Consider the following 20,217-nt stretch of genomic DNA (forward strand, 5'->3'; position numbering starts at 1 on the left):
GTCATGCGGCCTGCGCCATGGCTCGCAGGCCGTCGATGTCGAGCAGGTGCACCTCGCGACGCCGCACGTCGATATAGCGCATGTCGACGAGCCTGCCGAGGACACGACTGACGGTCTCGTGCTTCAGCGCGAGGAAGCTCGCCATGTCGAGCCGTGTCATGCGCAGCACGAAATGGCTGGCACTCATGCCGAGACGCGCCTGGCGAGCCGCGAGGTCGATCAGGAAGGCCGCGACCCTCGGCTCGGCGGCAAGGGTGGCAAGCAGGAGCATCCATGCGTGATCGAAGCGGATCTCCGCGGCGAGCGCGGCGTGGATCTGCTCCTGCAGTCCGGGAATATCGGCGGCGGCTTTCAGCACGGCGGGATAGGGAAGCGCCCACGTCTCGCTGTCTTCCAGGGCGACGGCATCGCTCACGTAGTCGGCCAGTCCGATCGCATCGACACCGACGAGTTCGTGTTTCATCTTGAACGCGGCCACCTTCTCGCGGCCGTCTTCGGTGAGGTCGGACACCTTGAAGGAGCCCTCGTGCACGAGGTGGATCGCGCGGAATGGCTGTCCCGCGCGAAACAGGTGCTGTCCACAGGCGTGGCGCCGTCGCGCCAGCGGGAAGGCACGGCAGAGCGCGTCGATATCGATGGCGGGCAAAGCGATGGACGGGCGACCGGTGTTCATGCTCCCTCCCGGGGATTCACCATTCGGCTACGAGCTTATGGAGCGAGGACTCCCGCAGCATGACTGCGGGAAGACGCCGCGTAACGGCGTGTAACGGCGTGTAACGGCGGCCGGCGTGAACCTCACGGTGATTGACCGGCATCAACGTCGGCACGGTCGTGGCGGGATGTCATACCGTCCATGCCTGCCACGGGAATGCTTCCTTGTTCCGACACCTGCTCGTCGTCGTCGATGGTCGTCCGGAGTCGTTCCGGGCGGTACTCGTCGGCATGCGCCTCGCGTGGTGTCTCGGCGCGCGTGTCACGATCCTCTTCATCGTCCTGAAGCGGCCGGTGCCGGGCGCCCCGGCGCCCGGTGCGTCGCGCATCGGCGTCGGGAACGCGCGCACGCTCTTTCAGCGCGCTCGTCGTGTCGCGAAGGCCCTGGGGGTCGAGCACGCGTTTCGCTTCGCGTTCGGAAGCGATGAGAGCGTACTGATCGCCGCGACCGTCGATTCACAGGCCTGCGACCTCGTGATCGTCCGTTCCGGTTCCCGCCTGGAGGACGAGCCGCGGCTACGCCGTCCTCTAGCGGCGGACCTGCTTCTGTGCCGCTGAGTCAGTGCGCCATCAGGATCGGCAAGCGGCAGCGCGAGAGGAGGTTGATCGTCGTGCCGCCAAACACGAACTCCAGCGCACGCGGATGCCCATAGGCGCCCGTCACGATCAGGTCGGCGCCCATCGCCCCCGCCTCGTCCATCAGCGCGTGTTCCGGCGGCCGGTTCTGCGCGTCGACGCAGGCAACGGTCGCGGTCACGCCGTGGCGCGCCAGGTGGCCACGAAGCCGCGCCTCGCCCGCCGCGGATTCCCGCTCCGCCTGGGAAAGCGATGGCCCGAGCACGGTCACCACCCGGACGGCGTGCGCGGAGCGGAGCCAGGGCAGCGCTTCGTGGACGGCGCGACTCGACGCCGGACCGTCACGCCATGCGACGAGTACGCGTCGTGGCCTCGTCACGAGATTCGCCTTGCGTGGCAACACCAGCAGCGGCCGGCCGGTGGCGACGAGCGCGTCCGTGAAGCGGCGATCCGGTGTCAGCGTGCGACCGATGTCCGCCGGCACGCCCAGCACCAGGAGGCGCGCCGTCCGAGCCACCGACAGGATGCTGCCAATCAGTCCATGGTTGGCATGTTCGAGTGCCAGGCAATCGACGATGCCACCGCAACGCGTCGCGGTGCGCCGGAGCATGGCGAGATGCGCGCTCGCGTCCTCGCGACGCGCGCGATGATCGGCGAGAAGCGCGCTCTGCGGCGACACACCCCAGGGACAGCGAACACGGTCCGGCAGGCCGACGGGCAAGATCGCTCGCGCCGGCATGCCGTCCGCGATCGCCACCGCCGCCTCGACCAACGCACCATCCTGCGGATCCATGGTGAGCAGCGCGAGCACGTCCGCGAAACAGGATGCTTGCATCGCACCGGCTGGCGATGATGGGACCGGCTCCGTGGAGGGCGGTGCGGAGGTCGTGCTCATGGCGGCGCCCTTTCAGTGCGAGAAGAGGATGGGAATCGGTGCGTCGAGGAAGAGTTCGCGCGTCACGCCCCCGGCGGCCCACTCGCGCAGACGCGAATGTCCGTAGCCGCCCGATACCAGGAGCTGCGCGCGCGTGCGGGAAGCGTGCGACAGCAATGTGGCGGCGACCGTCGACTCGCCCGGGTCGACCACGAGGCTTCGTGCGTCCACGCCGTGGCGCCGCAGGTGCCTGCACAGGTCGTCGAGGCGACGCCCCGCGGGGGGCACCGCCGGGTCGCGGCGAACCGAGACGATGTCGACGGCGTCGCAGCCGCGCAGAAGCGGCAGCGCGTCGTTCACCGCGCGCGCGGCTTCCGGCGCGTCCGTCCAGGCGACCATCGCGCGACGCGGCGGCAGCGTGGCGGTCGAGGTCGACGGGACGACGAGCACGGGACGTCCCGCACCGGCGAGCAGTCCGCTGAAATACGCGTGCACGACGGAGGTGTCGATCGGCGCCCGGAACGGCAAGGACAGCACGACCAGATCCGTCGTGCGCGCGGCGTGCGCCGCCAGCGCGGACGGTTCGATGTACAGCGCTTCCAGCACACGGACATCGCCTTCCACCCGCTGCGCCGCGAGCTTCCCACGCCACGCTTCGCTCTCCTTCCGCGCGAGCTGCCGCATGTCGTCGTACACCTGGTAGAAACTCGCGTCCGGCACCAGCGACCATGCATCGACGAACGGCGTGGGCATCAGGAGCATCTGTAGCAGCTCCAGCCGGCTGCCGAAATGCCGTGCGAGATCGACGGCTGCCTCGAAAGCGGACGAATCGCCCGGGACGCCCGTAAGCGCCACGGCGATATCGCGGAAGGCGTGGCCGACCACGTGTTGGGAGGCCTCGACGGTTTCGTGCGCGGTCGATTCGGTCATGGCGGGAGTCCGCTTGCTCGGGCTTTCGTTATAGTCGCGGGCGTCCGACTGGCCTTGATGTGGATCAAGGTGGCATCGCATGACATCGCGACCATGGCCACACCCACCAGAGGGACCCACCGTGGCCGCGGCGCAGCACGACGACCGTTCCGGAAGGAACCCGCCCGAACGGCGCGGGCTCGACGACGCTGAAGCACGCCGTCTCCTCGCGCAGGACGGCCCGAACGACCTTCCAGAAGGCGCCGGAGGTCGCTGTTCCGCCGTGCTGCTCGGCATCGTCGGGGAGCCGATGTTCCTTCTGCTGATCCTCGCCGCGACCGTGTACGCCTGGCTCGGCGACGCCGCGGAAGCCATTTTCCTGGGCGCATCGGTCGCGCTGGTTGTCGCGATCTCCGCGGTGCAGGAGTGGCGAGCACGCAGTGCGCTGGCCGCACTCAGGCGGCTCGCCGCACCATCGGCAAGGGTGCTCCGCTCCGGCGTGCTGCGGACGATCCCGGCTCGCGAGGTCGTCCGTGGCGATGTTCTCCTGCTCTCCGAAGGCGAACGCGTGATCGCTGACGGCGCTCTCCTCGAGGGGCACGTGTTGGTCGACGAATCGCTGCTGACGGGTGAATCGATCCCCGTCGAACACGAACCCGGTCAGCGAGGGCCGCCGCTTCGCGCTGGCACGCTCGTCCTGGCAGGCAGCGGCTGGATGGAGACCACGGCGACCGGAACGCGGACGATGCTCGGCGGCATCGGCACCTCGCTCGCAGACGCGCGTACCGTCGCGTCCGCGCTGCAGCGTGCCGCCAGCCGGATCGTCCGGTTCTTCGCCATCATCGCGCTGTTTCTCGCCGCCGGCGTCGCCGTCGGGTCGTGGTGGTGGGCTGGGCGTCCGCCCTCCGAGGCCGCGCTCTCGGGAATCGCGCTGGCCATGGCGATGCTGCCTGAGGAGATCCCCGTGATCCTCGTCGTGTTCTACGCGCTCGGGGCACACCGTATCGCGCGTCGGGCGGTCCTCACGAGACGATTGGCGGCCGTGGAGACCCTGGGCGCCATCTCGCTGCTGGCAGTGGACAAAACCGGGACGCTGACCTGCAACCGGATGTCGGTCGTCGCCGTCGCCAGCGCGGACGGTGTGGTGAATGCGACAGGCGCGGCGCCACGCGATCTTGTCGCCACGCTGATCGATGCGACTCCACCGCGATCGATCGACCCCACCGACGAGGCTATCGCCCGGTTCGCGCGCGACCGCCTCGATCGGCAGGGCACCGCCGTGCCGGCGCACGCTCCGGCGCGAGAGTTCCCGGTCGCGGAACACCGTCCGTTCACCGCGCGCGTCTTCGGCGTCCCCGGTGGCGGTCGCTGGACGTCCGTGGTGAAGGGTGCCCCCGAAGCGGTGCTCCGCCTTTGCGATGCCGACGAGCACCACCGGGACCGCATCGGCGAACTCGCCGCGTCCATGGCGTCGCGCGGCCAGCGCGTGCTGGCGGTCGCCACGGCAACGGTATGCTCGCCGCGCCTGCCGGACGACCCGTCCGTGGCGACATACCGCCTGGCGGGCCTCGTCGCGCTCGCCGATCCCCTCCGCGACGAAGTCCCTTCGGCGATCCGCGAATGCGCCCAGGCCGGAATCCGCGTGGTGATGCTGACGGGCGACCACGCGGCTACCGCCTGCTCGATCGCGGCGCAGGCGGGGCTGCGGCCGGGCAGCATCCTGACCGGCGACGACATCGATGCGATGGACGACGCGCAACTGGCGCGACGCATGCGCGACGTGGACGTGTGCGCGCGTGTCCGGCCGACGCAGAAGCTACGCCTTGTCAGGGCGTTGCAGCGTGCAGGCCATGTCGTCGGGATGACGGGCGACGGCGTGAACGATGCACCTGCGTTGCGCGCCGCCGATGTCGGTATCGCGATGGGCCGTCGCGGAAGCGATGTCGCACGCGACGCGGCGGACATCGTCCTTCTCGACGACCGCTTCGCGGCGCTGGTCGAGGGTATCCGCTCCGGCCGGCGGATCTTCGACAACGTGCGGCACGCCATGCGCTTCGTGGCCGCGGCGCACGTGCCCGTTCTCGCCCTCACCGTCGTGCCCTTGATCCTGCGCTGGCCTCCCTTGCTCCTTCCCGTACAGATCGCGCTGCTCGAAATGGTCATCGATCCGGCGTGTTCCGTCGTGTTCGAGGCGATGCCCGAACGCGCCGGCATCATGCGACGGCCGCCACGCCGCGCCTCCGACTCGCCGTTCGGCTGGCGCAATGTTTCCACCGGCATGCTCCAGGGCGTGGGCGCTTCCGCCGCGCTGGTGGCCGGCCATGGCATGGCCCTCGCCGCTGGCGTGGCGCCTTCCACCGCCGCGCTTTCGTCGTTCCTCGGCATTCTCGCCGTCACGTTGCTTCTCGTGATGGCCGGTGCCCGTGTCCGGCACCCTTCGCGTTCGCCATGGCTCGCCGTTCTGGCACTGGTCACGGGACTTATCGGCGCGGCGGTCTGCGGCATTCCGTCCTTGCGCGCCCTGCTCGGCTTCGGTCCACCGACGCTCGCCACGGTCGCGCAGGTCGGCGGCGTCCTCACCCTCACAGCCGGCTGGCTCGTGGCGATGCACCGTGTCGTCGCGCTCGCCTTCGGCACCGCGCCGGCCCGGAACCATACGGGCTACGCGACGGTCGCCGGCTTCCATCGGAACGAAAGGAGACCTCGCCATGAAGATCCTGATTGCTGTCGACGGTAGTCCATACGGCGCGCGCGCCTTGCGGTTCGTGCTCCGCCAATGGGCAACATCCAGGAACGCGGCCGATCTCACTTTGCTGTATGTCGACCCCCCTCTCAGTGCGCACGTGAGCGGTTACCTCGACGCCGTGGCGGTGGCGCAGTTCCACGCGCACAACTACGCGCACGCCATGCGTGGCGTGCGGAGGCTGCTCGCCCGGGAGCGCCGGGCCCATGAAGAAGCCATGCTCGTCGGGGATCCGCCCGTGGAGATCGTGCAGTTCGCCCGCAAGGGACGCTTCGACCTCGTGGCCATGGGGTCGCATGGACGTGGCGCGGTCGGCAGCGTGCTGCTCGGCTCCGTCGTGCTCAAGGTGCTCTCACATTCGCGCGTTCCCGTCCTGGTGGTTCGCTAGTCGCTTGATCCACGTCAATAGGCCAGGCCGGGCGCCGAGAGACGATCGGTCCAGACCGACGAGGGCCTCTTCATGTTCAAGCACCTGCTCGTGGCGACCGATGGCTCGTCCGTCGCCGCCATCGCCATACGTACCGCGATGGGCCTTGCGAAGGCGTGCGGCGCATCCGTCACGGCCGTGCACGTCATCGAGCCATTCCGTGCGACCACCTACGGCGAGATGATGCTCCCCGGTTGTGAAACGACGTACCTCGATACCGCACGCAACGACGCGGCGCGTTACCTGCTCGACGTCGAGCGTGCCGCCGCGGCTGCCGGCGTGACCTGCCACACGTTCTGCGAGATCGGTGCGCCGATCCATTGCACGATCGAGGAGGTCGCGAGAGCTCGCGGGTGCGACCTCCTCGTCGTCGGGTCGCATGGCCGACGTGGCCTGCAACGCCTGCTTCTCGGCAGCGAGACGCAGAAGATCCTCCTGACCACCCAGCTTCCCGTCCTCGTCTGTCGCGCCCCACATGTCGCCCACTGAGGCTCCCCATGACCAAGCAGACCTCCGCACCCAGTCCGTCGCTCACCGGCATGGACACATGCCTCCAGCCCGTCGGCGATGTGCTGGCGATCGTCGGCGCGCCGCGCGATGCCGCGTCATTCGTCGCCAGCCGCCTGGCGGCGCGCAACAAGGGCTCCGTGACCGGACTGGTCGTGTCGCCGGCTTTCCTCGGCGCTCACGAGCCGAGCCATGACGCCACCATCTTCTCGCTGCTCGACCGGCCGCCCGAAGCCGTGCACGCACGTGATCTCGAGCCCGGGGGCGATGGCGACTGCTTTCTCCAGCTCGCCCGCACGGTCGGCACGTCGTCGGCACGATGGACGACGGCGGAGGTGGACGTCGCACGGCGTCTCGCTTCACTGGCCGCCTGGCATGACCTCATCGTCGTGCAGCGGCCTGGCGATCCGCATCTGAAGCCGCTCGATGGCCTCAGCCACCTGGTACGGCTCGGCGTTCCCTGTCTCATCCTGCCGACCGTATGCGCGCCGTCCGGTGTCTTCGACCGCGTCGTCGTCGCATGGGACGGCAGTCAGCCCGCCACGCGTTCGGTGCGCGCGGCACTCCCGTTCCTCTCCGCCGCCAGGGAGGTCCTGCTACTCGTCGGCGGCATGGAGAAGGCGCCCGACGATCTGCCGGTCTTCGACCCGATGGCCTTCCTGACGGGTCACGGCATCGAGACGACACGCGGCCGCCTCAGCGCGGCGCCGGCGGTCGCCGGCACCGCCCTGCTGGATCGGTGCCGCCGTTTCAAGGCCGACCTCCTGGTGATGGGTGCCTATGGCCATGCGCCGCTGCGCGAGCGCTTGTTCGGCGGCGCGACCCGTCACGTCCTGGAGCACGGGTCGATCGCCACCTTTCTCTGTCACTGACACTCACGCCAGACGGCACGCCGTATCGAACGAGGGACAGACCACGGACACGCCGCGGTGGCGTAGCGTATCGCGCATCGCGGCCATGCCGCGCGTCGCCTCGCCATGGACGAGGAACACCCGCTGGCGGCGTGCGTCGCCCAGCCACGCCAGCAACTCGGGCGCGTCCGCATGCGCGGAGAATCCGTTGATCGTCCAGACCTTCGCCCGGACTGGAATGTCGTGGCGTCCGATGCGTACGCTCGTGCGGCCGTCGACGATCTCGCGCGCCAGCGTGCCTTCGGCGGCGTAGCCGACGAACACCACGGACGAACGGCTACGCGTGAGATTGTGGCGCAGGTGATGACGAACGCGGCCGCCGGTACACATGCCCGAACCGGCGAGGATGATCGCGCCACCCTCGATGTTGTTGATGGCCATCGATTCCTCGACGCTGCGGGTGAAGTGCAGGTGCGGCGTGGCGAAGGGGTCCTCGCGCCGCAGTTCGTCGCGGAAGCGGTCGCTGAACATTTCCCCGTGCCGGCGAAACACCTCGGTGGCCGAAATCGCCATCGGCGAGTCGAGGAACACGGAAAGCGTGGACGGTAACATGCCGCCCCGCACGCCGCGGTGCAGGCAATAGAGGATCTCCTGCGCGCGCTCGAGCGCGAACGTCGGAATGACCACGTTGCCTCGGGCGGCCAGGGTGTGCGCGACGGCTCCGTAGAACTCCGCCCGCGTCGCTTCGAACGAACGGTGTGGCCGATCGCCGTATGTCGTCTCCATGACCACCACGTCGGCATCCGGCGCGGGCCGCGGCTCGCGAAGGATGCCTGATCCGTGGTGACCGAGGTCGCCGGAGAAGACCATGCGCCGCTGGCTTTTACCGTCGTCGAGATCGAGCACGATCGAGGCCGAACCGAGAATGTGGCCCGCGTCGACGAACGTCGCGCGGATGCCGGGTGCGACCTCGATCGCCTCGTCGTAGGTGGCGACGCGGTCGAACGACTCCAGGGCGCGGAACGCGTCGGCCAGATCGGAGACCGGCCTCGCCGACGATCCGTGGGCGGCGGCGCGCCGCGCTTCTTCCTCCTGCAGCGAAGCCGCGTCGAGCAGCACGATACGGGCGAGTTCACGCGTCGCGGAGGTGGTATACACCGAACCCGTGAATCCGTCGCGCACCAGCTTGGGCAGACGGCCGCAGTGGTCGAGGTGTGCATGCGTCAGCAGCACGGCGTCGATGCTCCGCGGCTCGAATCCGAAGCCGCGAGCGTTCGCATCCATGGCGTCCGGTCCGCCCTGGAACAGGCCGCAGTCTATGAGCACCCGGCTCTCGCCACATTCGACGAGATGGCACGATCCCGTCACGCCAAGCGCGGCGCCGTGGCACGCGTACACGATCATGCGACGTTCTCCTTGGACGGCCGGCCATCGCCGGCCAGGCGCGTGTACCGTGTTCGCGGCCTCAGAGCCTCAGCGAATGCATCACCAGCGTCGCATCTTCGGGGTCGCGCATGCGCGTGAATCCCAGATAGCGCGCGAGCTCTTCCATCTCGCCATTCTCGGCGAGGTCGATGGAGTACATCGTCTTGAATCCCTTGCTGCGCGCGACGGAGATGAGATGGCGCATCAGCGCGACGGCGAGACCTCGGTGGCGCCAGTCGTCCGCGACGGTGACCGCGCACTCGCATCGCGTCCCGTCGTCGGATGCCGCGTAGCGGCTGACGCCGACCTCACGGAGTTCACCGTCGTCATGCACGAGTGCGACGAAGGCCATCGCGTGCACGTAGTCGACTTCCATGAGGTTGTCGAGAAGTTCCTTCGAAGCTTCGCGCAGTTCGCCGAGGAAACGGCAACGTTTCGCTTCCGGCGACAAGCGGCGTATGAACGCCGCCTCGCGCTCGCGATCTTCCGGCTGCAGCGGACGGATGAGTACGTGACTGCCGTCCAGCAGCGTCTCGATCCAGTGATCGCCGTTGATCGAGGCGAAGGCGGGCGGCTTGTCCGTGGTTGCGGCGCTGGTGTTTGACATCGCGTTCTCCGGGAGTGTTCGGGAGGGCCTGCGCGGGCGATCAGTGCGAGAAGAACAGCGGGACGGGCGAGTCGTGGAACAATGCGCGCGTGGTACCGCCCACGACCCATTCGCGCAGGCGACTGTGCCCGTAGCCACCCGCGACGATCAGATGCGCGCGCGAGCGGCTCGCGCGATCGAGGATGACGCGGCTCACGTGCCGTCCCCTCGACTTTTCGACATGAAGCCGTGTATTCACGCCGTGGCGCTTCAGGTGCGCTGCGAGCGTGTCGCCGAAAGCGCCCGCTTCTTCGAGCTGGCTCGCGACAGGGTCGACCATGACGACGTCGACGCTCTCGGCCGTTCTCAACAGCGGCAGCGCATCGTGTACCGCGCGCGCCGACTCCGACGTATCGGCCCACGCGATGGTCACGTGCCGCGGCGGCAAGCACGGCGTGTCGAGCTCCGCCGGCACCACGATGACGGGGCGCCCCGACTCCAGCAGCAGACCCGCGAACTGCGCGTGGACGCGGGCGGTGGACGCGGGGGCGTTCACCGGCCGGGCGAGGACACTGATGTCGGTGCGACGCGCCGCGGCCGCGAGGACGCTGGTCGGCGACTCGTAGAATGCCTCGAGAACCTGCACTCGGCCCTGCACGCCCAGCGTCGGCAGCCGCCGTTCCAGTTCGGTCGTATGCTTCGCCGCCGCGGCGCGGAGCTCCGAGTACCGTTCTGTCAATGATGGGTCGGGGATGAGTGCCCACGCGTCAACGGCCGGCAGCGGCATCGGCAGAACCTGAAGGACGTCCAGTTCGGCACCGTGGTTCCTGGCGAGCGCCGCGGCCGCCGCCAGTGCGGCGCCATCGGCGGGCATGTCCATGACGGCGACGGCTATGTCGCGGTATGCGGGCTGACCCAGCGCGGGTGCGGTGGATGGCTTGCTTGCGGTGGTCGTGGACATGGTGATCTCGTCTCCGTCGGTGGGCCATATGCTTCGACGACTGGAGTGTCCCCGGGAGGGCAGACGCTCGCCTTGATCCAGGTCAAGTGGATGGCGCAGCGGTCTGGCAACGTGGTGTCGACGCCGGCCGCCGTCGGCGGGAATGCATCCATGTTCCGCAACATCCTTCTCGTGATCGACAATTCGGAAGGGGCGCACCGATGCGCCGGGCGTTGCGTCGACCTTGCCCGCGCGTTGTCGAGCCGCCTGCAGGTGGTTTTCGTCATGTCGCCCTTGCCCGCGGTCGCCCGCCTGGCCGACTTCATCGGCCCCGACGCCTGCCAGCGCCGGGCGATCACCCACGCGCAGGACGCACTGGAGCACGTGGCGGCCATCGCAACGGCGCAGGGCGTCGCCGTCACCACGCGGTACATCATCGACACGCGCCATGCGGTGGCGATCGTGGACGCCGCCGACCACGGCGGATGCGACCTCGTCGTGCTCTACGGACACCCCCAGGACTCGCGATCGCTGCGTCACGTGGCCCGGAACGTCGTACTGGATGGCGATACGCCCGTGATGGTGTTTCCGTAACCGACGCCACACATGACGTCCCTGCTGACGGCACGCTGTCAGCAGACCACGCCCGTCCGGCGGTTTCCTCCGCCCGCGCCGCTGTAAAATCGCGCGATGGTTTCCCCCGCTCGACGTGGCTACATCCTCACGCGCCACTGGCGCGACACGCGCGATGGCGTGGAACTCGAATTCTGGCTGGCGACGGACGACGGCCCGCGACACGTCGTGGTGAATGGACAGACGGCGGTCGCCTTCGTGCGGGAATCGCAACGCGGCGAAGTCGAGGCGGCGGTCCGCAACGACCCGGTGTTCGAACTCAGGCCCCTGGCGATGAAGACCCTGGACCAGGAGCCCGTGGTGGGGCTGTACGCCCGGAACTACCGCGCCATGCTGCGGCTCGAGAAGCGGCTCGCCGAACGCGGCATCGCCCTGATCGAAGCCGATGTCCGGCCGACGGATCGGTATCTCATGGAACGCTTCATCACCGCCTCGGTGACGGTCGAAGCGGCTGAAGACGACGCGCACGCCGTCCTCGTGAATCCGCGGATTCGCCCCGGCGAGCCCCATCGCCCGACGCTGCGCATCGTGTCGCTCGATATCGAAACCAGTGCGATGGGCGAGCTTTATTCCTTGGCGCTCGAGGGGTGTGGGCGGCGCGACGTCTACATGCTCGGCGAGCCACCTGCCGGCGAACCGGGCCCGCGGGACTTCGTCCTGACGTACTGCGCGGACCGCCGCGCGATGATCTACGCCATCAACGCATGGTTCCGCGAGCACGATCCCGATGCGATCATCGGCTGGAACCTCGTGCAGTTCGACCTTCGGCTCCTGCAGGCGTGCGCGGATCAGTACGGGCTCGTGCTGTCGCTGGGCCGCGGTGGCCGACCGGTCGACTGGCGCGAACACGGGCGCCGGGAGAACTACGTGTTCGCGTCGATCCCCGGTCGTCTCGCCATCGACGGCATCGAGGCGCTGCGTTCGGCGATGTGGTCGTTCCCTTCGTTCAGCCTCGAATCCGTCGCGCAGGCCTTGCTCGGCGAAGGCAAGGACGTCGACGATCCGTACCATCGCATGGACGAGATCGAGCGTCGTTTCCGCGAGGACAAACCGGCGCTCGCACGCTACAACCTGGTGGACTGCGAACTGGTGACGCGCATCTTCGCGAAGACGCGGCTGCTCGACTTCGTCCTCGAACGCGCGAACGCGACGGGCCTGCCCGCCGACCAGTCCGGCGGCTCCATCGCCGCCTTCAGCCACCACTACCTGCCGCGCATGCATCGCGAAGGCTACGTGGCACCGAGCGCCGGTGCCGCGCATGGCGAGTCCTATCCCGGCGGCTTCGTGATGGATTCGCGGCCGGGCATCTACGACTCGGTCCTCGTGCTCGATTACAAGAGCCTGTATCCCTCGATCATCCGCACCTTCCTGGTCGACCCCATCGGGCTGGCCGAAGGCATGCTGGACCCGTCGAACGCCGTGCCCGGACCGAACGACACCTATTTCTCGCGTACCCGGCATTGCCTTCCTGGCATCATCGACCACCTATGGAAGCGGCGCGATCAGGCCAAGGCCGAAAGCAACCAGGCCCTGTCGCAGGCGTTCAAGCTCCTCATGAACGCGTTCGTCGGCGTGCTCGGCGCGTCCGGTGGCCGCTTCTTCGATCCCCGGCTCGCGGCCGCGGTCACGCTACGCGGCCACGAAGTCATGCGCAGCACGCGCAGGCTCGTGGAGGACGAAGGGTACGAGGCGATCTACGGGGATACCGATTCGATCTTCATCTGGCTGGGCCGCGCGCACGACGAGACCGAGGCGATGGCCGTCGCGGACCGGCTGCGGCAGCGGATCAACGACTGGTGGAAGACGTCGCTCGCATCCGCCCACGGCATCGAGAACCACCTCGAGATCGAGTTCGACACGCACTATGCCCGCTTCTTCATGCCGACCGTTCGCGGCGGCGAGGCGGGAAGCAAGAAGCGTTATGCCGGCCTCTTCGTCAACGATGACGGCGAGGAGGAGCTCGCCTTCCGCGGCCTCGAAACGGTCCGCAGCGACTGGACACCGATGGCGCAGCGCTTCCAGCGCGAGCTCTACGGGCGCATCTTCCGTCGCGAGCCGTATGCCGACTACGTCGTCGATTACGTGAACCGCCTGCAGGCCGGCGAGCTCGACGACCAGCTCGTCTACCGCAAGCGTCTGCGCGGAAAACTCGACTCGTACGACCGCACCACTCCACCCCAGGTGCGCGCAGCGCGCATGGCCGACGAGTACAACGCGCGCCACGGCCGGCCGCTGCGCTATCAGAACGGCGGATGGATCAGCTATGTGATGACGCTGGCCGGTCCCGAGCCCATTGAGGCGCGCGCCTCGGCCATCGATCACGAGCATTACCTGTCGAACCAGCTGGAACCCATCGCCGACGCGATCCTGGCGCCTCTGGGCGAAAGCCTCGCGGCGCTGACGAACCGCCAGCCGGGTTTGTTCTGATCCCGGCTGAGCACGGGCGTCGCGCTTTCACCCGGCCGTCGATGCGCGGGCGAACATGCCGTTCACCGCCTGGCTGAAGGCCGCGAGTTCGAACGGCTTGAGGATCATGCTCATGCCGGGGTCGAGGAACGCCGAGCGTGTCGCGGCGCCTTGCGCATACCCCGTCATGAAAAGCACCGGTAGCGACGGCTGCGACTGGCGAACGATGCTGGCGAGCTCGCGGCCGCTGCGCCCCGGGAGGCCGACGTCCGTGATCAGCAGATCGATCGCGGGATCGTCCGCGAGCGTCGCGAGCGCGGCATCGGACGCGTCGGCCGTCCGTACCCGGTAGCCGAGTTCGGTGAGCAGGTCGGCCACGAGCACGCGCACCTGGGGATCGTCCTCGACGAGAAGGATGCGCTGGCCACGACCGTCGGACACGGCGGCGTCCTGGCGCGTGCTTCGCTCCGCGGCTTCCTTGTCATGGCATGGCGGCAGATAGAGCGCGACGGTGGTCCCGGCGCCGGGTCGCGAATGGACGCGGATGTGTCCCTGCGATTGCTGGATGAATCCGTAGATCATGGACATGCCGAGGCCGGTGCCCTGGCCGATCGGTTTCGTGGTGAAGAACGGCTCGAACACGCGGGACAGCGTGTCCTCGTCCATCCCGACGCCCGTGTCCGTGACGGAAATCACCACGTGCTCGCCCTCGGGGACGTCCCACCGCGTCGCCACGTCCGCGACCTCCCTACAACCGACCACGCCCGACCGGGCGCCCACCGCGACGCAGAGATCACCGCCCTCGGGCATGGCGTCGCGGGCGTTGATCGCAAGATTGAGCAACGCGCTCTCGAGCTGGTTGCGGTCCACCATGGCCTTCGGAACATCGTCGTCGAGGGTGACGGTCAGGCGCACCCGCTCGCCAAGCGTGCGCGCAAGCAGGTCCTCGAGCGAACGCACGAGCCCGGCCACGTCGACCGGCCTCGGGTCCAGCGACTGACGGCGCGAGAACGCGAGCAACCGCTGCGTCAGCGCGGCCGCCCGCTCGGCCGAACCGCTGGCCACGTCGATGAAGCGGCCGAGATCGTCGGTGCGACCCTGGGCGATACGCATCCGCATGACGTCCATGGCCGCAAGGATGCCCGTGAGCATGTTGTTGAAATCGTGCGCGATGCCGCCGGTCAGCTGGCCGACGGCTTCCATCTTCTGCGCCTGGCGCAGCGCGGCCTCGCTGCGTTCGCGCGCCACCATCTCCGCCTCGAGCTCGGCCGTGCGCTCGGCCACGCGGGCCTCCAGCCGCGCCGCCTCGTGCTCGATGGCCTGCAGGGCGACCTTCCTCGCGGTCACGTCGGTGGCGAACACGTGGAAGCCGTCGACGCTGCCGTCGGGGGCGTGCCGGGGCAAGTACCGTATCTCGGCGTCGCGCCGCTGGCCGCTGCGGTGAGGCCAGCTCACCTCGATCCGCACGGGGCGCCCGAGCAGAGCCTGCGCGATGGCGTCCTTTCGCGTGGCCCAGGGCTCGGGTCCGATGACGTCCTCGACCTTTTGCCCGACGATCTCACTCAGCGGCTTCCCGAGCCAGGATTCGTACGCGGCGTTGGCGAAACGGTAGACGAGATCGCGATCGATGAAGGCGATCAACACCGGGAGCGAGTCCGCGATCAGCCGGAGCTCGGCTTCGCTCGCGGCAAGCGCCGCCTGGCTCGCCGCCAGACGGAGGATCTGATCCCGGATGACGAACTGCCTCTGCCGGGCCTTCAGCGCCGCGGCCACCGCGCTGACCAACGAGGCCTCGCCCAAGGGCCGTTCCAGTTCGACGAGGTTGATGACCTCGGGCGGCAACGCGGCGCGGTGCGCCAGCGTGTGTGCACGCGCGGGACGCAGCAGGATGAAGGGAATGTCCGACCATGCCTCCTGACTTCGGAGCACCGCCACGAGGACCGACAGGTCGCCGGATATGGCTTCTTCGGTCAGCACGACGGCGCCGACGCGTTCGTCCAGCGCCGGCGCCATCGCCTCCAGCGACGGATGGACGGTCGAAAGGTAGCCGGCCCGGCGGAGCACGTCGGCGATCGTGTCCGCATCGCGGCGATAAGGCGCCGCGATATAGACGGGCTTGCTAGCCGGCACCGCGCTGCTCCAGGAGCGCATCGGCGGCACCGACGAACTGCGGCGTGCCCGTCAGCACGCCGCGGAACTGATCCAGAGGCGCGCTGAGGCGCAGTCCGTGATCGTCGACGCGCAGCTCTCGAATCGTGTCCTCGTGCGCGCCGCTACGGTTCTTGATGACCGAGATGGCCTTGCGGATACGGCCCTGTGCCTCGAAGAAGCGAAACAGGATCACGGTGTCCGCCATGTAGCTGACATTGATGTCACCCACCGACATCGATCCCACCAGTCCGTGCTGCGGGTGGATCAGGATCGTACTGACGCCGTTCTGGTTGAGGAACGAGAGCAGCTCGTGCACCTGCAACATCAGCTGCTTTTCCTGCGGCATCGACGTGAAGTACCCGTTGAGGCTGTCGATCACCAGTATCCGGCATCCATCCTCCACCGCGCGGCGGATCGTCCAGGCGAACTCGCCGGGCGAGATCGCCGCGGGATCCATCTGGCGCAGCGTGAGCAATCCGCTCTCGATATGCGGCCGAAGATCCAGGCCGAGCGATTCCGCTCTCGTCAGCAGCGTCCCCGTGCGTTCGTCGAACTCGAAGATGGCGCATGCTTCTCCGCGACGGCAGGCCTCCGCGACGTACTGCAACGCGAGATTCGTCTTGCCTGAGCCCGCAGGCCCGGTGAGGAGGGTGCTAGTACCGCGCAGGGGGCCGCCGCCGAGGAGCTCGTCGAGTTCGGCGATCCCACTGAGCACCGGCTCGCCGACGAAAGGCGCGTGGTAAGCGGAAGCGATGAGACGGGGATACACCTCGAGCCCACCCGTGCGTATGGCAAGATCGTGATAGCCGGCCATGAAGTCGACGCCGCGTAGTTTCTGGACCTGAAGCCGGCGCCGGGCCGCGCCGAAATCGAGTGTCAGGCGTTCGAGCGAAATGACGCCGTGGCAGAGGCTGTGCAGGTGGGCGTCGCGTCCTCCGCCCTCACCCGTCAGATCGTCCACCAGCATCACCGTGATGTTGCGCGGTGCGAAAAACTGCTTCAGGGCCAGGACCTGGCGCCGGTAGCGAAGCGGATCCTGCGCAAGCAGCCGCAATTCCGAAAGCGAATCGAAGACGATCCGGCTCGGATTGGTACGTTCCACTTCGGTCTGGATCAACCGAACGGTGCCGTCGAGTTCCATCTCCCAGGGATGCAGCACCGACTGCTGGCGACCGTCGCCCAGAACGGCTTCCGCCGACGCGAGCTCGAACAGGTGGAGGCCTTCCAGTGACCAGCCATGCGCCTCGGCGACTTCGGCGAGCTCGTCGGCTGTTTCGGAAAGGGTGACGTAGAGGCAGCTCTCGCCCTTGGCCAGGCCGTCGAGCAGGTAACTCAATGAAAGCGTCGTCTTGCCCGAGCCGGGTTGTCCTTCGAGCAGATAGAGCCGGTTGGCGGGGAGCCCACCGCCGAGGATGGTATCGAGACCGCTGGTACCGGTCGAAACGCGCTTTGGGGGCATGGACGGCTACCGGACTATGAGGCGACAGGACGAGCCGGTACATGACCGGCGCGGAGCGCTGTGTATCGTGGCCCGGCGTGAGTAAGCGCGACGTGAGCGCCCGCCACCAGGGTCGGGCGCTCGCATCGCATCGTCAGGCCGCCGCCTTCAGCTCGGCAAGCAGCTCGGCCTTGCGAGCCTCCATGCGGGCTCCCAGGTCCTGCAGCTCCTCCTTGCTCAGGAGCTTCTTCGCATCCTTGAACATGTCGCCCTCTTCTTCCTCGACATGATGCTCGATCAGTTCCTTCAGGACCTTGGCGCGACCGGAGAACTGCTCGGTCGACGGGTCGGTGTTCAGGAGATCGGGCAGAACGAGGTCTTCCGCGGCACGATGCTCCTCGAGGGCCTCGTAATACATCTTTTCCTCGTCCTTCTTGCCGGCGGCCTTGAACGCCGGATAGAAGATCTCCTCCTCGATGGTCGTATGCGCCTTGAGGTTCACGTGGATCTTCTGAAGAAGCTCCTGACGCTTCTTCACGGCACGGGTCGTGGACTCGGCGAGTTCTTCGAGCAGCTGCTTGACCACCTGGTGGTCCTGCTTGAGCAATGCGATGGCATCCATGGGTTCTCCTGGCGATGGCTGGGGAGGTCTAGCCTCACAGCGACACGGTGACGGTCGCGTAGCGCCCAACCGTTATGCCGACGACGAAAAGTTGACCCGGAAGGGCGATCCCGATGGCGTGGGTTGGCGTGTCGCGATCGATCGCTAGTCAATTTCGGCCAGAAGGCCGCCCGCGTGCCGTTTCGTCGACACGGCGCTTTCTTCAATGACGCCATGAAGACACCACAGACAACGGCACAGGCGGTCGCGCACGACGAGACCGATGTCTCGCGACGCGCGTTTCTTCTCCGGAGTGCCACCGTCGCTGGCGGCCTCGGCCTTGCGGGCGCCGGATGGTCCTGGCTGCTCGCGACGCCCGCGGTCGCCGCCGATGCGCCGGCCGTGGAAACGATCGTCCGCGCGCGCCGGGAGCTCATCATGTTCCACGGCCAGTCCAATGCCGTGGGTACGGGCGGCCGGCCGGCGCTGACGCTCCAGCAGATCTATGCCAACGTCACCTTCAACGGCGGCGTGCGCCCGGGCACCGATACCACGGCGATGACGAGCCTCGCGCCACTGGTCGAGTACGACGGGGGTCACGGCACCGGCGGCGAGGTGGGCACGAACGCCTGCGCGGACGGGCTCGTCGAATACACCGCCGCGCTCGATGGCGTTCCCTACGAAGCGCAGTACAGCCGCTACAGCGCCTTCACCAGCGCGGAGGGCGGCCGGCCGATCGGTTACTTCGCGACGTTCCTGGACGATACGAACCCCGGTGGTTACCAGGGCTGGCTGAACAGCCAAACGCGTCTGAAGGCGATGCTCGCGTTGATGCGCGAGGAAGGCCGGCGCGACGGCACCAGCATCGGCTGGCTCGCGACGACATGGCAGCAGGGGGAAACGGATTCAACGGGTCTCACCGAAACGCGTGCCAGCTACCGCACGAAGCTCGTGGCGCTGGAGCGCGCGCACTGGCTGAAGCTCTGTCAGGTCGACCTGCCCGAGCAGGCATGGCGCCCGCTTTGGCTCGTCGCACAGGTATGCAGCCACAACAGCTACGGCGCGACGAGCATGGCGTTCTGCAATCCTTTCATCGCGCTCGCGCAGCGCGACGCCTGTGCGTCCAGCCCGTACCTCCGCATGGTGAACCCGCAGTACGTCTTCGATTACGTCGACGAATCGTCCCTCGACCAGCCGATGCTCCACCTGACCAACGAGAGCCACCGCTGGCAGGGCCGCTATTTCGCACGCGCCATCCATCAGCTGATCCGGGACCGCACCGCCGGCGTCCCGCTACGCCATCCGGCGCTGGACATGGTCGCGGCCGTCCGAGTCGACGCACGAACGATCGACATCGTCTTCAACGTCCCCGCGGGTGGCGTGACGATCGATACGGGCTGGGTCGGCGCGACGCGCAACGCCGGCTTCGACGTGCGCGACGCCAACGACGCGCTCGTGATGGCGGACGACGCCGACGACAACCTGATCGACACGGTGGAGGTCGTCGCTGTCGACATGATTCGTCTTGGCCTGAAGACCGACTTGCCTGACCATGCGCGCAAGGTCACGCTGGGTTGGGGCGACGTCGCGGAGCCCGCCGGCATCGCGGGCCGTGTCGGCGGACCGCGCACCAACATCCGTGACGGTGCGGGCGACGTCGACGTCTACATCGCCAGCGACGGCAGCACGCGGCCGATGCACAACTACGCGCTAGTCGGCGACATCGACCTCGTCTGGATGGCGCGGACTCAGCCGGACGGCGAATGGCATTTCGATGGCGATGCGCGCAACGACCTCATCGACCGATCGGGAACCGGCGCCGCCGCGCTCGCGCCGATCGGCCGGCCGGCATTCACGAGTCGTGGCGCGCTCTCGCCCAACAACACCCACGGCTTCCGGACGGACATCGACGAGACGGCGAGCATCACCTACGCCGCCGTGTTCAGCACGCCGGTCGGCGTCGGTCCGGCCAGTAACGCCGGTCGCGCGCTCGGGACGTTCCAGGGTTTCGCGCCGCGGCTCGCGGGTTCGACGCTGCAACACTCCTACGACGCCGCGGTCGACGACTCCGGGCGCACCGGCTTCCGCCTGGCGCTGACGAACGAAGTGAAGGCCCTGACAACGGCGACGCCGCAACCGGTGGCGACCCGCGCGGAGCCGCGTTTCGCGATCGTGTCCATCGACGCGGCGAGGGGGACGGTACGTTTCTACTGCCCGGCCGTCGAAGGTGAGCTACGGGAAGAGGCTTACGGCGGGCTCGCGACGCGGCCGCTCAACGGCAAGGTGCTCGTGAACGCGTGGAAGGACGGCGGCGACGCGGGCGGCATGGGGCGATCCTCACGCGCTACGTCGCGGTGTGGCAACGGGCATTGAGCGCCGACGAGATGCGTCGGGAATACGAGCACGCGCGTCGCCTGTTCGGCCAAGTCTGACCGGATC

At 68.1% G+C, this 20,217-nt stretch carries 17 protein-coding genes; 8 read left to right on the forward strand and 9 right to left on the reverse strand.

What is annotated here, in order from left to right; genetic code table 11:
• Nucleotide 1: 1 nt before the first annotated feature.
• Entirely contained in the window at nt 2–673 is a 672-nt protein-coding gene (locus tag BMY69_RS00355; protein ID WP_090174916.1) for a Crp/Fnr family transcriptional regulator, read from the reverse strand.
• Between the two features lie 158 nt (nt 674–831).
• Here BMY69_RS00355 and BMY69_RS00360 point away from each other — a divergent pair, with 158 nt between their 5' ends.
• A complete protein-coding gene (locus BMY69_RS00360; protein WP_255364455.1) occupies nt 832–1,269 on the forward strand; it encodes a universal stress protein in 438 nt (145 codons plus the stop codon).
• Nucleotide 1,270: 1 nt separating this feature from the next.
• On the opposite strand, the gene BMY69_RS00365 is transcribed toward BMY69_RS00360, so the two are convergent.
• Nucleotides 1,271–2,122 carry a universal stress protein gene (locus BMY69_RS00365; protein ID WP_177191026.1) on the reverse strand — a complete coding sequence of 284 codons (852 nt, stop codon included), beginning with the start codon at nt 2,120–2,122 and terminating at the stop codon, nt 1,271–1,273.
• 72 nt (nt 2,123–2,194) lie between these two features.
• Nucleotides 2,195–3,091: a universal stress protein gene (locus BMY69_RS00370; protein WP_090174919.1), complete on the reverse strand. Its 897-nt coding sequence runs from the start codon at nt 3,089–3,091 to the stop codon at nt 2,195–2,197.
• Between the two features lie 121 nt (nt 3,092–3,212).
• Here BMY69_RS00370 and BMY69_RS00375 point away from each other — a divergent pair, with 121 nt between their 5' ends.
• The 4 genes from BMY69_RS00375 (at nt 3,213) to BMY69_RS00390 (ending at nt 7,619) form a co-directional block, all read left to right on the forward strand.
• Complete coding sequence (locus BMY69_RS00375) at nt 3,213–5,807, forward strand: cation-translocating P-type ATPase (RefSeq protein WP_177191027.1); 2,595 nt, start codon at nt 3,213–3,215, stop codon at nt 5,805–5,807.
• The gene (locus BMY69_RS00380; protein WP_090174921.1) at nt 5,779–6,201 is read left to right on the forward strand and encodes a universal stress protein; all 423 of its coding nucleotides are present in this window, start codon (nt 5,779–5,781) and stop codon (nt 6,199–6,201) included. The genes BMY69_RS00375 and BMY69_RS00380 overlap by 29 nt, the downstream gene beginning before the upstream one ends.
• Before the next feature lie 72 nt (nt 6,202–6,273).
• Nucleotides 6,274–6,729 carry a universal stress protein gene (locus tag BMY69_RS00385; protein ID WP_090174922.1) on the forward strand — a complete coding sequence of 152 codons (456 nt, stop codon included), beginning with the start codon at nt 6,274–6,276 and terminating at the stop codon, nt 6,727–6,729.
• Between the two features lie 8 nt (nt 6,730–6,737).
• Nucleotides 6,738–7,619 carry a universal stress protein gene (locus BMY69_RS00390; protein WP_090174923.1) on the forward strand — a complete coding sequence of 294 codons (882 nt, stop codon included), beginning with the start codon at nt 6,738–6,740 and terminating at the stop codon, nt 7,617–7,619.
• A 3-nt stretch (nt 7,620–7,622) separates the two neighbouring features.
• Here the strand turns inward: BMY69_RS00390 and BMY69_RS00395 are convergent, their stop codons facing one another.
• The 3 genes from BMY69_RS00395 to BMY69_RS00405 all read right to left on the reverse strand — a co-directional run bounded on the left by BMY69_RS00395 (nt 7,623) and on the right by BMY69_RS00405 (nt 10,570).
• Nucleotides 7,623–9,002, reverse strand: coding sequence for an MBL fold metallo-hydrolase (locus tag BMY69_RS00395; RefSeq protein WP_090174924.1), 1,380 nt, complete (start codon nt 9,000–9,002; stop codon nt 7,623–7,625).
• A 61-nt stretch (nt 9,003–9,063) separates the two neighbouring features.
• Complete coding sequence (locus tag BMY69_RS00400) at nt 9,064–9,630, reverse strand: GNAT family N-acetyltransferase (RefSeq protein WP_090174925.1); 567 nt, start codon at nt 9,628–9,630, stop codon at nt 9,064–9,066.
• 40 nt (nt 9,631–9,670) lie between these two features.
• Nucleotides 9,671–10,570, reverse strand: a complete 900-nt coding sequence (locus tag BMY69_RS00405) for a universal stress protein (protein ID WP_090174926.1) — start codon at nt 10,568–10,570, stop codon at nt 9,671–9,673.
• 150 nt (nt 10,571–10,720) lie between these two features.
• Here BMY69_RS00405 and BMY69_RS00410 point away from each other — a divergent pair, with 150 nt between their 5' ends.
• A complete protein-coding gene (locus BMY69_RS00410) occupies nt 10,721–11,143 on the forward strand; it encodes a universal stress protein (RefSeq protein WP_177191029.1) in 423 nt (140 codons plus the stop codon).
• A 96-nt stretch (nt 11,144–11,239) separates the two neighbouring features.
• Nucleotides 11,240–13,609: a DNA polymerase II gene (locus BMY69_RS00415; RefSeq protein ID WP_090174928.1), complete on the forward strand. Its 2,370-nt coding sequence runs from the start codon at nt 11,240–11,242 to the stop codon at nt 13,607–13,609.
• 27 nt (nt 13,610–13,636) lie between these two features.
• Here the strand turns inward: BMY69_RS00415 and BMY69_RS00420 are convergent, their stop codons facing one another.
• From BMY69_RS00420 to BMY69_RS00430, 3 genes are all read right to left on the reverse strand, one after another.
• A complete protein-coding gene (locus BMY69_RS00420; RefSeq protein ID WP_090174929.1) occupies nt 13,637–15,739 on the reverse strand; it encodes a hybrid sensor histidine kinase/response regulator in 2,103 nt (700 codons plus the stop codon).
• Nucleotides 15,708–17,198 carry an ATPase domain-containing protein gene (locus BMY69_RS00425; protein ID WP_090174930.1) on the reverse strand — a complete coding sequence of 497 codons (1,491 nt, stop codon included), beginning with the start codon at nt 17,196–17,198 and terminating at the stop codon, nt 15,708–15,710. The genes BMY69_RS00420 and BMY69_RS00425 overlap by 32 nt, the downstream gene beginning before the upstream one ends.
• Before the next feature lie 133 nt (nt 17,199–17,331).
• The gene (locus BMY69_RS00430) at nt 17,332–17,799 is read right to left on the reverse strand and encodes a hemerythrin domain-containing protein (RefSeq protein WP_090058331.1); all 468 of its coding nucleotides are present in this window, start codon (nt 17,797–17,799) and stop codon (nt 17,332–17,334) included.
• 213 nt (nt 17,800–18,012) lie between these two features.
• Between BMY69_RS00430 and BMY69_RS00435 the strand changes: the two genes are divergently transcribed.
• Nucleotides 18,013–20,151, forward strand: coding sequence for a hypothetical protein (locus BMY69_RS00435; RefSeq protein ID WP_143070362.1), 2,139 nt, complete (start codon nt 18,013–18,015; stop codon nt 20,149–20,151).
• The last annotated feature ends 66 nt before the right edge of the window (nt 20,152–20,217 follow it).

The organism is Luteibacter sp. UNC138MFCol5.1, from assembly GCF_900110505.1.
Taxonomy (GTDB): domain Bacteria; phylum Pseudomonadota; class Gammaproteobacteria; order Xanthomonadales; family Rhodanobacteraceae; genus Luteibacter.

Coding starts and splice junctions, on each gene's coding strand:
- BMY69_RS00355 (WP_090174916.1), bottom strand. CDS start 673: ATGAACACCGGTCGCCCGTCCATCGCTTTGCCCGCCATCGATATCGAC.
- BMY69_RS00365 (WP_177191026.1), bottom strand. CDS start 2,122: ATGCAAGCATCCTGTTTCGCGGACGTGCTCGCGCTGCTCACCATGGAT.
- BMY69_RS00370 (WP_090174919.1), bottom strand. CDS start 3,091: ATGACCGAATCGACCGCGCACGAAACCGTCGAGGCCTCCCAACACGTG.
- BMY69_RS00380 (WP_090174921.1), top strand. CDS start 5,779: ATGAAGATCCTGATTGCTGTCGACGGTAGTCCATACGGCGCGCGCGCC.
- BMY69_RS00385 (WP_090174922.1), top strand. CDS start 6,274: ATGTTCAAGCACCTGCTCGTGGCGACCGATGGCTCGTCCGTCGCCGCC.
- BMY69_RS00390 (WP_090174923.1), top strand. CDS start 6,738: ATGACCAAGCAGACCTCCGCACCCAGTCCGTCGCTCACCGGCATGGAC.
- BMY69_RS00395 (WP_090174924.1), bottom strand. CDS start 9,002: ATGATCGTGTACGCGTGCCACGGCGCCGCGCTTGGCGTGACGGGATCG.
- BMY69_RS00400 (WP_090174925.1), bottom strand. CDS start 9,630: ATGTCAAACACCAGCGCCGCAACCACGGACAAGCCGCCCGCCTTCGCC.
- BMY69_RS00405 (WP_090174926.1), bottom strand. CDS start 10,570: ATGTCCACGACCACCGCAAGCAAGCCATCCACCGCACCCGCGCTGGGT.
- BMY69_RS00410 (WP_177191029.1), top strand. CDS start 10,721: ATGTTCCGCAACATCCTTCTCGTGATCGACAATTCGGAAGGGGCGCAC.
- BMY69_RS00415 (WP_090174928.1), top strand. CDS start 11,240: ATGGTTTCCCCCGCTCGACGTGGCTACATCCTCACGCGCCACTGGCGC.
- BMY69_RS00420 (WP_090174929.1), bottom strand. CDS start 15,739: ATGCGCTCCTGGAGCAGCGCGGTGCCGGCTAGCAAGCCCGTCTATATC.
- BMY69_RS00425 (WP_090174930.1), bottom strand. CDS start 17,198: ATGCCCCCAAAGCGCGTTTCGACCGGTACCAGCGGTCTCGATACCATC.
- BMY69_RS00430 (WP_090058331.1), bottom strand. CDS start 17,799: ATGGATGCCATCGCATTGCTCAAGCAGGACCACCAGGTGGTCAAGCAG.
- BMY69_RS00435 (WP_143070362.1), top strand. CDS start 18,013: ATGAAGACACCACAGACAACGGCACAGGCGGTCGCGCACGACGAGACC.